At 60.5% G+C, this 12,232-nt stretch carries 13 protein-coding genes; 9 read left to right on the forward strand and 4 right to left on the reverse strand.

Features of this window, described 5'->3' with window-relative positions:
* Positions 1 to 45 precede the first annotated feature (45 nt).
* Both QRN41_RS05850 and QRN41_RS05855 read right to left on the reverse strand, forming a co-directional pair.
* Positions 46 to 852, reverse strand: a complete 807-nt coding sequence (locus tag QRN41_RS05850; protein ID WP_034099339.1) for a hypothetical protein — start codon at positions 850 to 852, stop codon at positions 46 to 48.
* Between the two features lie 99 nt (positions 853 to 951).
* Entirely contained in the window at positions 952 to 1,914 is a 963-nt protein-coding gene (locus QRN41_RS05855) for an alpha/beta hydrolase (protein ID WP_123478932.1), read from the reverse strand.
* Positions 1,915 to 2,056: 142 nt separating this feature from the next.
* Between QRN41_RS05855 and aroC the strand changes: the two genes are divergently transcribed.
* The 4 genes from aroC to QRN41_RS05875 all read left to right on the forward strand — a co-directional run bounded on the left by aroC (position 2,057) and on the right by QRN41_RS05875 (position 5,374).
* On the forward strand, positions 2,057 to 3,148 hold the full coding sequence (gene aroC / locus QRN41_RS05860; protein WP_034099336.1) for a chorismate synthase: 1,092 nt from the start codon (positions 2,057 to 2,059) through the stop codon (positions 3,146 to 3,148).
* A gap of 85 nt (positions 3,149 to 3,233) precedes the next feature.
* Positions 3,234 to 4,391, forward strand: a complete 1,158-nt coding sequence (locus QRN41_RS05865) for an MFS transporter (RefSeq protein WP_167418069.1) — start codon at positions 3,234 to 3,236, stop codon at positions 4,389 to 4,391.
* On the forward strand, positions 4,388 to 4,894 hold the full coding sequence (locus QRN41_RS05870) for an acireductone dioxygenase (RefSeq protein ID WP_167418068.1): 507 nt from the start codon (positions 4,388 to 4,390) through the stop codon (positions 4,892 to 4,894). Before QRN41_RS05865 ends, QRN41_RS05870 begins: the two co-directional genes overlap by 4 nt.
* 210 nt (positions 4,895 to 5,104) lie before the next feature.
* Entirely contained in the window at positions 5,105 to 5,374 is a 270-nt protein-coding gene (locus tag QRN41_RS05875) for a response regulator transcription factor (protein ID WP_034099331.1), read from the forward strand.
* A 60-nt stretch (positions 5,375 to 5,434) separates the two neighbouring features.
* Here the strand turns inward: QRN41_RS05875 and QRN41_RS05880 are convergent, their stop codons facing one another.
* Positions 5,435 to 5,713, reverse strand: coding sequence for a DUF3509 domain-containing protein (locus QRN41_RS05880; RefSeq protein ID WP_003172952.1), 279 nt, complete (start codon positions 5,711 to 5,713; stop codon positions 5,435 to 5,437).
* 394 nt (positions 5,714 to 6,107) lie between these two features.
* Here QRN41_RS05880 and QRN41_RS05885 point away from each other — a divergent pair, with 394 nt between their 5' ends.
* The 5 genes from QRN41_RS05885 to QRN41_RS05905 all read left to right on the forward strand — a co-directional run bounded on the left by QRN41_RS05885 (position 6,108) and on the right by QRN41_RS05905 (position 11,748).
* The gene (locus tag QRN41_RS05885; protein ID WP_167418067.1) at positions 6,108 to 7,934 is read left to right on the forward strand and encodes a long-chain-acyl-CoA synthetase; all 1,827 of its coding nucleotides are present in this window, start codon (positions 6,108 to 6,110) and stop codon (positions 7,932 to 7,934) included.
* 112 nt (positions 7,935 to 8,046) lie between these two features.
* On the forward strand, positions 8,047 to 8,559 hold the full coding sequence (locus QRN41_RS05890) for an ankyrin repeat domain-containing protein (protein ID WP_034099327.1): 513 nt from the start codon (positions 8,047 to 8,049) through the stop codon (positions 8,557 to 8,559).
* A 41-nt stretch (positions 8,560 to 8,600) separates the two neighbouring features.
* The gene (locus QRN41_RS05895; RefSeq protein ID WP_167418066.1) at positions 8,601 to 9,131 is read left to right on the forward strand and encodes a hypothetical protein; all 531 of its coding nucleotides are present in this window, start codon (positions 8,601 to 8,603) and stop codon (positions 9,129 to 9,131) included.
* Between the two features lie 67 nt (positions 9,132 to 9,198).
* Positions 9,199 to 9,390, forward strand: a complete 192-nt coding sequence (locus QRN41_RS05900) for a PLDc N-terminal domain-containing protein (protein WP_003172956.1) — start codon at positions 9,199 to 9,201, stop codon at positions 9,388 to 9,390.
* A gap of 270 nt (positions 9,391 to 9,660) precedes the next feature.
* Positions 9,661 to 11,748 (forward strand): LTA synthase family protein, encoded by a 2,088-nt coding sequence (locus tag QRN41_RS05905; protein ID WP_167418065.1) that lies wholly within the window; start codon positions 9,661 to 9,663, stop codon positions 11,746 to 11,748.
* A gap of 55 nt (positions 11,749 to 11,803) precedes the next feature.
* Here QRN41_RS05905 and QRN41_RS05910 read toward each other — a convergent pair whose 3' ends face one another.
* The gene (locus tag QRN41_RS05910) at positions 11,804 to 11,956 is read right to left on the reverse strand and encodes a DUF3309 family protein (RefSeq protein WP_003192767.1); all 153 of its coding nucleotides are present in this window, start codon (positions 11,954 to 11,956) and stop codon (positions 11,804 to 11,806) included.
* Positions 11,957 to 12,232 lie beyond the last annotated feature (276 nt).

Raw genomic sequence — 12,232 nt, forward strand, 5'->3', positions numbered from 1 at the left:
GATGTGGGAGGGGGCCTCCTCCCACATCGATCGCCTTTCAAACGGCTATCGGTGCGTCGCAATCCAGATCAACAACCCCGCCTGAAACACCGTAAACGCCACCAGGCAGGTAATCGTAAAGCGCAAGCCGCTGTCTTCGCGCTTGAACTTGGTGACCTTTTCTTCTTCCTTTCGCAGCTTCACTTCCTGTTCCAGCAGATTCTGCTCGGCCTGCTGCAGCATCTGTGCGGCTTCGAGGATTTCCACGAACTGCACCTTCTCGGTGTTCCAACTGTCCAGCACCGCGCTGACCTTACCGGGCTGTACGTTGCCTTTGAGGTGCTGCACATCGGCGTAGGCCACATCGAAACCCTGGATGCGCAAAAAGTGATCGCGGCGCAGGCGCGTGGATTCGTTGAGGGCGTCCTTGTTAGAAAGGTCGACGCCATCGACGCGGTAATGGGACCAGTGCTTTTTCGCCCAAGCCGCGGCCTGGGCCACCAGGAATCGACCGATGCCACGGTTGGGCGGCTCGATTTCCAGGCTGTTGCCGGGGCCGAAATGCACGCGATGTTTATCGTGGTCGACCCACACATCCAAATGGTTCTGCTCGCGGCGCACGCGCTGACCGGGTAGTTGGATGACCATGCGCAAAAGACTGTGGTGTTTGTCGTTGCGCTCGGCATAGCCGAACTGCACAAACCGCAACGGCCGCGCACCGGTAGCGCGGTCGGTGGCCAGGGGAGCCAGGCGCAGCATCTTGAAATGTTCGGCTTGAACGTCCGCCCATGGCAAAGGCGCCGTGTCGGCGGCCTCGGGTGTTGCGGCCGAGGTGTCGGCGGTCGGTTCGGGTAGTGCTTCTGTGGTTGTCATGCGGTGCGATCCTGTCCAGGCCCAGCGAGTCGACGGTCTTTTTACTGTCGACCCTGGGCTTATCGGCCGGATTTGCCAGGACTGGAGGCCATTTGTTGCTTAACGGGATTGAAGTCCGTCGATAAAGCTCACGATGCGCTTGCCCAGTTCAGCGGCAAGGGGCAATTGCGGGTCGTTGTAGGAAGCCAGTTGCTGTTTCACTTCCTTGGGCACGATGCGCATCACATGATTCATGCCGTCGATCACCACCAGTTGCGCGTCGGGCTTGGCCTGCTTGAGTTGCCGTGCATCGCCCACGCCCACTTGAATATCGTGAGTGCCCTGGATAATCAGCGCCGGCATGTTCAGCTTGGCGAACGCGGCCGATGGATCGGCGCGGAACAGGCTGATCAGATACGGCTGCACACTGGGTCGGAAAATGCCTTGCAGCGGGCCAGGCACATCGGCGTCCACCTGGCCGGCCTTGAGGTGATCGAGGATTTCATTGCTGCGTAACAGCAGGGCAGGGGGCAGGTGATCGGCCAGTTGCTGGCGGATCACTTGATCCACCGGGCGCGCGCTGCCGGACAGGGAAATCACCCCGGCAGGCTGCAACTGCGGCGCGGCCAGCGCGGCCACCAGTGCACCTTCACTATGGCCCAGTACGATCAATGGGCCCATGCGCTTGTCGGCCTTGAGCAGGTTGCCCCACGCCACCGCGTCGGCGACGTAGGCATCCAGGGTCAGGTTGCGTTCGTCCGGGGTAGCGGCCAGGCTGGCGGCCACGCCGCGCTTGTCGTAGCGCACGCTGGCGATATTGTGCCGGGCCAACACCCAGGCCAGGCGCTTGAGGCTGTCGTTGCGCGCGCCGTCGGCGCTGTTGCCGTTGCGGTCGGTGGGGCCGGAGCCGGCGATGATCAATACCACTGGCACCGGGCTGTCGGACTGCGGCAGCAACAACGAGCCGAATAGCTTGCCACTGCCGGTGTCGAGGCTGATGGGCCGTTGTAGGACAACAGGGGACGCGGCGTGGGCCAAGGTGGTCAAGAGGGTGAGGGTAAACAGCAAAACTCGCAGCATCATCGCGCCATCATCAGGGAAGTGCCGGTTGGACCCATGCCGACCGGTAAGGTTTCGAGGATGAACTAGTCGGTGTGCCCGCGTATACTGGCGCGCTTGGTTATCACCCCTGAGTGATTACAACTGATTTCACGGAGCGCCCTGCATGTCCGGCAATACCTTCGGCAAGCTGTTCACTGTCACCACCGCGGGCGAAAGCCATGGCCCGGCGTTGGTCGCCATTGTCGACGGCTGCCCGCCCGGCCTTGAGTTGACCCTGGACGACCTGCAGCGTGATCTCGACCGCCGCAAACCCGGCACCAGCCGCCACACCACCCAGCGCCAGGAACCCGACGAGGTCGAGATCCTCTCCGGCGTGTTCGAAGGTCGCACCACCGGCTGCGCCATCGGCCTGCTGATTCGCAATACCGACCAGAAGTCCAAGGACTATTCGGCGATCAAGGACCTGTTCCGCCCGGCCCACGCCGACTACACCTACCACCACAAATATGGCGAGCGCGACTACCGTGGCGGCGGCCGCAGCTCGGCCCGGGAAACCGCCATGCGCGTGGCGGCCGGGGCCATCGCCAAGAAATACCTGGCGACCCAGGGCATCTTGATCCGTGGCTACATGAGCCAGTTGGGCCCGATTGAAATCCCGTTCAAGACCTGGGACAGCGTGGAAGACAACGCGTTTTTCTGCCCCGACCCGGACAAAGTCCCGGAGCTGGAGGCCTATATGGATCAGCTGCGCCGTGACCAGGACTCGGTTGGTGCCAAGATCACCGTGGTCGCCGAAGGCGTCAAGCCGGGCCTGGGCGAGCCGATTTTCGACCGCCTCGACGCTGAGCTGGCCCATGCGCTGATGAGCATCAACGCGGTCAAGGGCGTGGAAATCGGCGCCGGTTTCGCCTGTGTCGCCCAGCGCGGCACCGAGCATCGCGATGAGCTGACGCCCCAAGGGTTTCTCAGCAATAACGCGGGTGGCATTCTCGGAGGTATTTCGTCCGGTCAGCCCATCGTCGCGCACCTGGCCCTCAAGGCCACCTCCAGCATCACCACTCCGGGCCGTTCGATTGACGTGCACGGCAACCCGGTGGACGTGATCACCAAAGGCCGTCACGACCCCTGCGTCGGCATCCGCGCCACGCCGATCGCGGAAGCGATGATGGCCATCGTGCTGATGGACCACCTGCTGCGCAATCGCGGGCAGAACGCCGACGTGCAGGTGACGACCCCGGTACTGGGCCAGCTGTGACCGTCTGCAATATTGGCTGTGGTAAGCAAAATTGTTGTGGTGAGCGAGCTTGCTCGCGCCGGGCTGCGAAGCAGCCCCCCACACCATGCTGATCCCGTACTGGCGCCTTTCCAGCTTCTACCTGTTCTACTTCGCCCTGCTGGGCGCCACCGCGCCGTTCCTGGCGCTGTACTTCGATCACCTGGGGTTCTCCAGCGCGCGCATCGGCGAGCTGGTGGCCATCCCCATGTTGATGCGCTGCGTGGCCCCGAACCTGTGGGGCTGGCTGGGGGATTACACCGGCCGCCGCCTGGCCATCGTGCGTTTTGGCGCGGTGTGCACATTGCTGAGCTTCTCGCTGATTTTCGTCAGCCACACCTATGCCTGGCTGGCGCTGGTGATGGCGCTGCATGCGTTCTTCTGGCACGCAGTGCTGCCGCAGTTTGAAGTGATCACCCTGGCCCATCTGCAAAAACACACCTCGCGCTACAGCCAGATCCGCCTTTGGGGCTCCATCGGTTTCATTCTTACCGTGGTCATCATGGGCCGCCTGTTCGACTGGCTGAGCCTGGACATCTACCCGGTGGTGGTCGTGGTGATCATGGCCGGCATCATCGGTGCCAGCCTGTGGGTGCCGAATGCACAGCCGGCCAACCACGGCAATCGCCTGGCCGGGGATGGATTCCTCAAGCAACTGCGCAGCCCCGGCGTGCTGGCGTTCTACGCCTGTGTGGCGCTGATGCAGATGAGCCATGGCCCGTATTACACCTTCTTGACCTTGCACCTCGAACACTTGGGTTACAGCCGGGGCGTGATCGGGTTGTTGTGGGCGCTGGGAGTGGTGGCCGAAGTGCTGATGTTTCTGGGCATGAGCCGTATCCTTACGCGCTTTTCGCTGCGCCGGGTGCTGCTGGCGAGTTTTCTGCTGGCGGCGCTGCGCTGGGTATTGCTAGGCACATTGGCCGAATTCTTTTGGGTGCTGCTGCTGGCGCAGGTGCTGCATGCGGCTACCTTCGGCAGTTTCCATGCGGCGGCGATTGCCTTTGTGCAGCGCAGCTTCGGGGCTAAACAACAGGGCCAGGGCCAGGCGCTGTACGCCGCATTGTCCGGCACCGGCGGAGCCTTGGGCGCGCTGTATGCCGGCTACAGCTGGAACCTGCTGGGCCCGGCCTTCACCTTTAGTCTTGCCAGCGTCGCCGCCCTGGCTGCGGCCGTTATCATCGGCTTTCGATTGCACGAGCAGAACCAAGGAACCCTTCAATGAGTTATGTCGCCGTCTACCACGTCGCTACACCGGATACGCCGAACAAGGTGCTGACCCATCTCGACGATATCGCCAGCACCCTGGCCGAGCACGGCGTGCGCTTCGAGCGCTGGCAACCGGCCGCGATCGAGAAGGGCGCCACCGATAGCGCGCTGATCGAGGCGTATAAGGCGCCGATCAATGATCTGGGGTATGCCAACGTCGAGGTGCTCACAGTCATCGACCCGCGCCCGCCGCTTGCCGAGCAACGTTGCCGCGAAGCCCACGCCCACTTCTTTATCGCGGGGCAGGGGCTGTTCAGCCTGCATGTTGGCGATTACGTCTACAGCGTACGCTGCGAAAAAAACGATCTGTTGGTGATTCCGGCCGGCATGGCGCATTGGTTTGATCAGGGCGAGCATGGGCATTTTGTCATGCTGCGGTTGTTCAACAGTGCCGAGGGCGCTAAGCCTGCGTTGACGGGCGATACTTTCGCCGAACGCTTTCCGGGTTTGGACGACTAACCTCTACGAATAGGATCTTCAACCCCGGCAAATTTGAAATTGCTGTGGGAAGTGGCTTAGTTATCTGTAGGGCTCTGCTGTTTATGCGGACCCCTGCCCACGACGTGCATGGGTTGTGTAACTCTTCTGCGGCCTCAGTGTTTATGTCACCTGTCAATAGGAGGAATCCGAAGGGTGATCGGGCATTAGCCAATAAAAAGGAGAGACGCAATGAATCGCCCAGAGGAGTCGTTTGAGTCGTCGTATACCGTGCCCAATGCCGTCAGAAGACGCCTTAATTTATGGGGTAAGCCGCTGACGCCGTCGGAGTTGGAAATCCTGCGATGGGCTTCCGAAGGCAAGACCGTCTGGGAGATCAGCCAGATTCGCTGCACCTCCGAGGCCACGGTGAAGTTCCACTTGCGCAACATCTACGGCAAGTTGCAGGTCAACAACCGCGTACAGGCCATGAACGAAGCCGCGCGCCAGGGCCTGTGTTAAGCCCATAAAAAAGGGCCGCGACGCTCAACGGCGTCGCGGCCCTTTTTGTGCGCGGCTGACTTACGCGGAATGGTAGGTCGGCAGGGCGAAACGATTCTGGCTTTGCAGCATGGAGATCTGCGGCAGCTCACTGGCCTGCTCAGCCAGGTCACGACGGATGGCGCTGATCACCCAGGTCAGTTGGTCGGCAGTATGCAATTGCTGATAAGAGATCGAGCGTTTGACCTGCTTGCCTTCACTGTTACGCAAGGTCAACAGGATGCCGCCGTCCGGACGAGGCTGAGTGGTGACGTCGTAGTTGGAAAATACCGAAGCGAATTTATCTTGGATCAGGCTCATGTTTATCAGCTCCATTGGCTCAAGTGGGCAAGCATGGAGTGATAAGTGCAGCGATTGTGCCAGCTTAACGAATACTAAAAAATCCTTATAAATCAGTGTGTTATAAAAAATAGAAATTTTCGTTTTCGTGCAATTTGCATGAATGGCCATCATGCATCCTGCATTTTGCGTTACCCGGCGCGGTGCCACTGGCGCCTCATTACGTTTAAAGACTGTTTAAGCGCGGCTAAATTCCCTTTTCCCGAGCGCATCCGTCGGGATACAAAACTTTTCAAATCCTGCGTGTACAGCTGAAGAAGGGCTGACGTATTTTCCTGCAAGGCATTTAGCAGCTTCCTACGGTGATGCTGCTGTGTGCGGATCATACGAAGAATAAGAAAAAGGACGTTCCGCCATGAACCCTCCGCATGACGACATGATCACCTGGGGCAAGATGCTGCGTAAGGTGCCCGCCATTGTTCGCGCTTTGCCGCGCGTGGTGCGCGGCATGCGCGCGGCGAATGTCACCGACCCCGGCCAAGCTTGCGGGCTGGGTTGGGAGTTTGAACAAGCCACCTTGCGCAACCCCGACGGCAGCGCGGTGCTGTACGGCGACCGCGTGCTCAGTTACGCCAATGTCAACCGACAGGCCAATCGGATCGCCCACCACTTACACGCCCAAGGCATTGGCAAGGGCGATGTGGTGGCGCTGTTTATCGAAAACCGCCCGGAATTATTGCTGTGCGTACTGGCCGTGGCCAAGCTGGGCGGCATCTGCGCGATGGTCAACACCGCGCAAACCCAGGCGACGCTGGTGCACAGCCTTAACCTGGTCAGCCCGGTGGCGATCGTGGTCGGCGCGGAATTGCTCGGTGCTTATGACGCGGTGCGCAATCAGGTGCCGATCCAGGCCGAACGGACATGGTTCGTGCCTGATCAGACGCAAGCGCCGCTGCCCGAGGGCTATGTCGACCTGATCGCAGCCAGCGCCGACTGCTCGCAGGCTAACCCTGCCAGCACCGCTCAGGTGTTCTTCAACGACCCCTGCTTCTATATCTACACCTCCGGCACTACTGGCCTGCCCAAGGCCGGCATCATGAAACATGGACGCTGGACCAAGACCGCCGTGAGTTTCGGCCGCATCGCCCTGGACATGGGCCCCGACGACGTCCTGTATTGCACCTTGCCGCTGTACCACGCCACCGGCCTATGTGTGTGCTGGGGCTCGGCGATTGTCGGCGCGTCGGGGTTCGCCATCCGTCGCAAGTTCAGCGCCAGTCAGTTCTGGGACGATGCGCGCAAGTTCAATGCCACCACCCTGGGCTACGTGGGCGAGTTGTGCCGTTACCTGCTCGACCAGCCGCCCAGCGAAAACGACCGCGACAACCGCGTCACCAAGATGGTCGGCAATGGCCTGCGCCCCGGCGTGTGGGCGCAGTTCAAGGCGCGCTATGGCGTGGCTCATATCTGCGAGCTGTACGCCGCCAGCGACGGCAACATCGGCTTCACCAATGTGTTGAATTTCGACAACACCATCGGTTTTTGCCTGCAGCACTGGGCACTGGTGGACTACGCCCACGACAGCGGCGAACCGATCCGTGGCGGCGATGGCTTCATGCGCAAGGTCCAGACGGGCGGGCAGGGGCTGCTGCTGGCCAGGATCGATGACAAGTCGCCCTTCGACGGCTACACCGACCCAGAAAAAAACCGCAAGGTCATCCTCACCGACGTCTTCGAACCGGGCGACCGGTACTTCAACACCGGCGATCTATTACGCAGCATCGGTTTCGGCCACGCGCAGTTCGTCGATCGCCTGGGGGACACCTATCGCTGGAAAGGAGAAAACGTCTCCACCACCGAAGTCGAAAACGTCCTGCTGCAACACCCGCAGATTGCTGAAGTGGTGGCCTACGGAGTGGAAATCGACAACACCAATGGCCGCGCCGGCATGGTCGCCATCACCCCCAGCGAGTCCCTGGCCGCGCTGGACATGCGTGAACTGCTGCAATTCGCCCACGGCCAGTTGCCCCCTTACGCAGTGCCGCTGTTCCTGCGGATCAAGGTGCAGATGGAAACCACCGGCACATTCAAGTACCAGAAGGTGCGGCTCAAGGAAGAGGCTTTCGACCCGGCCAAGGCGGGCAACGACCCGGTGTATGCCTGGCTGCCGGGGTCGGATGGCTACGTGCCGATCACTGGCGAGCTATTGGCGCAGATTCAGGGTGGCCATTTCCGCTATTGATTGAGTGTGTCTATGGACACTTTTGACAAAAAAGCCATGACAGTGGGGAACTCCATCGCGACACTGGGCGCCATATTCTGTACTTGAATTCGCACCCGCCAAGGAGCCCCCCATGTCTGCCCCCAAACAAATGACCGAAGACGAAGCCGCCGAATTTGCCGAGCAGGTTTTCGATGTGGCTCGCAAAGGCGATGCCGCCATGCTCGCCGCGCTGCTGGCTAAGGGCTTGCCGGCCAACTTTCGCAATCACAATGGCGACACCTTGCTGATGCTGGCGGCCTACCACGGTCACGCCGAGGCGGTCAAAGTGCTGCTGGAGTTCAAGGCCGACCCGTTGATCGCTAACGATAAGAACCAATTGCCGATTGCCGGCGCGGCGTTCAAAGGCAACCTGCCCGTGGTCAAGGCCTTGATCGAAGGCGGCACGCCGGTGGAGGCCGCGTCTTCGGACGGTCGCACCGCGTTGATGATGGCGGCAATGTTCAATCGCGTCGAAATGCTCGACTACCTGCTCGCCCAGGGCGCCAACCCCAAGGCCACCGACGCCCAGGGCGCCACCGCTTTGGCAGCGGCGCAGACCATGGGCGCGATGGATACGGCGGCGCGTTTGCAGAATCTGGTGTAGGCTTTGCGCCCTCGAAGATCAGCCTGCAACAGGAACGCCCCATGAAAACCGCCCTCGTCGAACTCATCAGCCACATCAGCGCCGGCGTCATGGGCGAGGATGAGGTGGCGCGCATCGCCGAGGAGGCCGCCCAGGCTTACGCCGATCCGGTGGCCTTTCTGGCGGCCAACCCGGATATCAACTACGACGACACTTTCCCGATCCCTCTCGGGGAGTGGGTGGTGGTCGGCAGCCTGCCGGACACGGTGCTGTTCCAGGCTGACACTTATGGCGACCTGTTTGCCCAGATCGTCGCGTCGTTTGGGCCGGGCGTGGCGTTCAACCTCAAGGCCAAACAACTGGCCAAGACCGAAGCGCTGACCGCGCTCAATCGCATCCAGGTGCAGATGAGCGCCCTGAGCCAGGAAGACGGCGGCTATGTGCTGGTGAACTTCAGCCACTTGCTGGATGACGAGATTCAGTTGGTGCTGGTCTACGGCAATGCCTTGCCACGGGTGTTGGAGTTGTGCGCCGAGGTCGGGATAAAGGCCGAGCCGTCCCTGGAAGCCCTGAAAATCGCCGTACATGTCTGAAATAAAACGGAACCCTGGCAGGGGCTGACTATCCTACAAGGGCATGCCCTCACTTAGGAGCGACACCATGGGTTCCACGTTCAATGGCCTGATCGGCCTGATCATCCTCGCGCTGGATATCTGGGCGATCATCAACGTCTTCAAAAGCGGCGCCAGCACCGGGGCCAAGGTGTTGTGGATCCTGCTGATCCTGCTGCTGCCGGTACTGGGCCTGATTATCTGGGCGATCGCCGGCCCGCGCGGTAACGTGCGGATCTGACCACGGCGTTCAGGGGCTATGTGTGAGAGGGAGCCACTCCCTCCCACACGGGCTTGCCGTCCGATCTAGAAATTTGTGTATCGAAATATGCGTTGCACGGAATTTTCACATTCCCTCCAAGACAATTCCCCCCCGGTTCCAGCTGCGCGCCAATCAAGGCGCGGTAAAGCTCCCCGTTCAGTAATTTAATAGCCTTGCCGGCCTTGATCGGGCACCATTCGCGCCACGCAATACTTCGTCACTTCAACTTCCAATGGGTCCTGAAACGACATGGCAAACCCGGACGCCCTGAGCCAGCAGCGAGCCTCGACTCGTCTGCTGCAACCGACCGTCAAATCCCATCTGGCATACACGCTGCTCTGCGCACTGGTCATGATGGTGATGTTCTCCCTGCTGCGCCTGGCGCTTCTGGTATACAACCGCGAGATGATCCTCGACACACCGGCCTCGACCTTCCTTGAAGCGTTCGGCAACGGCCTGCGCCTGGACCTGCGCTTGGTGGTGTACCTGAGCATTCCGCTGTTGCTGGCGCTGTTCAGCGTGCGCGCGATGGCCGCGCGTGGGTTCTTCCGTTTGTGGTTGACCGTCGCGTCCAGCATCGCCCTGTTCCTGGGCCTGATGGAAATGGACTTCTATCGCGAGTTCCACCAGCGCCTCAACGGCCTGGTCTTCCAATATGTGAAGGAAGATCCGAAAACCGTGATGAGCATGCTCTGGTACGGTTTCCCGGTGGTGCGTTACCTGCTGGCGTGGGCTGTGGGTACGCTGATCCTGAGCATGGCCTTCAAAGGCGCCGACCGCGCCACGCGCCCGCGCGGCCCGTTCAGCGGCGGCAGCATCGGTACGCGCCAAGTGGCGCCGTGGTATTCGCGCATCGCCGTGTTCGTGGTGTGCCTGCTGGTGGCCGTGGTCGCCGCCCGTGGCACCCTGCGCCAGGGCCCGCCGCTGCGCTGGGGCGACGTGTACACCACCGAGTCCAACTTCGCTAACCAGTTGGGCCTCAATGGCACGCTGTCACTGATTGCGGCGGCCAAGTCGCGCTTCTCCGAAGACCGCACCAATATTTGGAAAGCCACCCTGGAGCAGCCGCTGGCGACCCAGACCGTGCGCGACATGCTGGTGCTGCCGACGGAAAAATTGGTGGATACCGACACCGCCGCTGTGCGCCGTAACTTCCTGCCACCGGCCGAGAAAACCCTGCCGATCAAGAACGTCGTGGTGATCCTGATGGAAAGCTTCGCCGGCCACTCGGTGGGCGCGCTGGGCCGTCCGGGCAACATCACGCCGTACTTCGACAAATTGTCCAAGGAAGGCCTGCTGTTCGACCGCTTCTTCTCCAACGGCACCCATACCCACCAGGGCATGTTTGCCACCATGGCCTGCTTCCCGAACCTGCCGGGTTTCGAATACCTGATGCAGACCCCCGAAGGCAGCCACAAACTGTCGGGCCTGCCGCAGTTGCTCAGCGCTCGCAAGTTTGACGACGTGTATGTCTACAACGGCGACTTCGCCTGGGACAACCAGTCTGGCTTCTTCAGCAACCAGGGCATGACCAACTTCATTGGCCGCAATGACTTCGTCGACCCGGTATTCTCCGACCCGACGTGGGGCGTGTCCGACCAGGATATGTTCAACCGTGGCCTGCAAGAGCTGAAGGCCCGTGAAGGCGGCAAGCCGTTCTACGCGCTGCTGCAAACCCTGTCCAACCACACGCCGTACGCGTTGCCGACGCCGTTGCCGGTGGAGAAAGTCACTGACCGTGGCAGCCTTAACGAGCACTTGACCGCCATGCGTTACTCCGACTGGGCCCTGGGCCAGTTCTTCGAGCAGGCGCGCAAGGAACCGTATTTCAAGGAAACCTTGTTCGTGATCGTCGGCGACCACGGCTTCGGCAACGAACAGCAAATCACTGAGATGGACCTGGGCCGCTTCAACGTGCCGATGCTGATGATTGCGCCGGGCATGCAGGAAAAGTTTGGCGAGCGCGACCACACTGTGGGGACGCAGATCGACATCGTGCCAACCATCATGGGCCGCCTGGGTGGGGAAACTCTGCACCAGTGCTGGGGCCGCGACCTGCTCAACCTGCCGGAAGGCGACAAGGGCTTCGGCGTGATCAAGCCTTCGGGCAGCGATCAGACCGTGGCATTGGTCACTGCGGACCGCATCCTGGTACTGCCCAAGGAAATGCCACCGAAGTTGTGGCAGTACGAGTTGGGTGCCAACCCGACCGGCAAACTGATTCCGGAGTCTTCGGATGAGGCGGCCCTCAAGCAGAAACTTGAGTCGTTCCTGCAGACCGCGACCAAGAGCCTGTTGGATAACACCGCCGGTGTGGTGGACGGTAAGCCGGACTGATTAACTGGCAATAAAAAAGAGGCCTTCTTGAAGGCCTCTTTTTTTTACCGCGGTTTTATATCTTGCCGAGCAACAACAGCACCAGCAGTACGACCAGTACCACGCCGAGAATACCCGACGGGCCATAACCCCAGTTACGCGAGTGCGGGAATACCGGCAGACCGCCGACCAGCAACAGAATCAGGATGATGATGAGAATGAGGCTCATGGTTTTATTTCCTTATAGGCCTTATGCAAGGACAGGTTATTTAACGGTAGGACCGTACTCTAAGTTACGGGCGCCTTAACAACTCCGACTGTAGTGCTTCACAGAAAATTCCCTGTTTTTTTAAAGCATTTCGATAACCTGGTTATTTCTTTTAAATAAGTGGCTAAAACCCTGCTTAGTTGAAAAAGATTGAACTTAGAGAGAGCTGAGGTATCCGACCCGGCCGCGGGTTTGCCTGGGGCATTCATCACTCTGATGGTGCGTGGGGCGCGTGGA

Source organism: Pseudomonas sp. efr-133-TYG-23, from assembly GCF_030209215.1.
Lineage (GTDB): Bacteria > Pseudomonadota > Gammaproteobacteria > Pseudomonadales > Pseudomonadaceae > Aquipseudomonas > Aquipseudomonas rhodesiae.

What these genes read in the sequence shown, in the direction of transcription:
- QRN41_RS05910 (WP_003192767.1), bottom strand. Translation starts at nt 11,956, where the DNA reads ATGAGCCTCATTCTCATCATCATCCTGATTCTGTTGCTGGTCGGCGGT.
- QRN41_RS05850 (WP_034099339.1), bottom strand. Translation starts at nt 852, where the DNA reads ATGACAACCACAGAAGCACTACCCGAACCGACCGCCGACACCTCGGCC.
- QRN41_RS05905 (WP_167418065.1), top strand. Translation starts at nt 9,661, where the DNA reads ATGGCAAACCCGGACGCCCTGAGCCAGCAGCGAGCCTCGACTCGTCTG.
- QRN41_RS05885 (WP_167418067.1), top strand. Translation starts at nt 6,108, where the DNA reads ATGAACCCTCCGCATGACGACATGATCACCTGGGGCAAGATGCTGCGT.
- QRN41_RS05855 (WP_123478932.1), bottom strand. Translation starts at nt 1,914, where the DNA reads ATGATGCTGCGAGTTTTGCTGTTTACCCTCACCCTCTTGACCACCTTG.
- aroC (WP_034099336.1), top strand. Translation starts at nt 2,057, where the DNA reads ATGTCCGGCAATACCTTCGGCAAGCTGTTCACTGTCACCACCGCGGGC.
- QRN41_RS05900 (WP_003172956.1), top strand. Translation starts at nt 9,199, where the DNA reads ATGGGTTCCACGTTCAATGGCCTGATCGGCCTGATCATCCTCGCGCTG.
- QRN41_RS05880 (WP_003172952.1), bottom strand. Translation starts at nt 5,713, where the DNA reads ATGAGCCTGATCCAAGATAAATTCGCTTCGGTATTTTCCAACTACGAC.
- QRN41_RS05865 (WP_167418069.1), top strand. Translation starts at nt 3,234, where the DNA reads ATGCTGATCCCGTACTGGCGCCTTTCCAGCTTCTACCTGTTCTACTTC.
- QRN41_RS05895 (WP_167418066.1), top strand. Translation starts at nt 8,601, where the DNA reads ATGAAAACCGCCCTCGTCGAACTCATCAGCCACATCAGCGCCGGCGTC.
- QRN41_RS05875 (WP_034099331.1), top strand. Translation starts at nt 5,105, where the DNA reads ATGAATCGCCCAGAGGAGTCGTTTGAGTCGTCGTATACCGTGCCCAAT.
- QRN41_RS05870 (WP_167418068.1), top strand. Translation starts at nt 4,388, where the DNA reads ATGAGTTATGTCGCCGTCTACCACGTCGCTACACCGGATACGCCGAAC.
- QRN41_RS05890 (WP_034099327.1), top strand. Translation starts at nt 8,047, where the DNA reads ATGTCTGCCCCCAAACAAATGACCGAAGACGAAGCCGCCGAATTTGCC.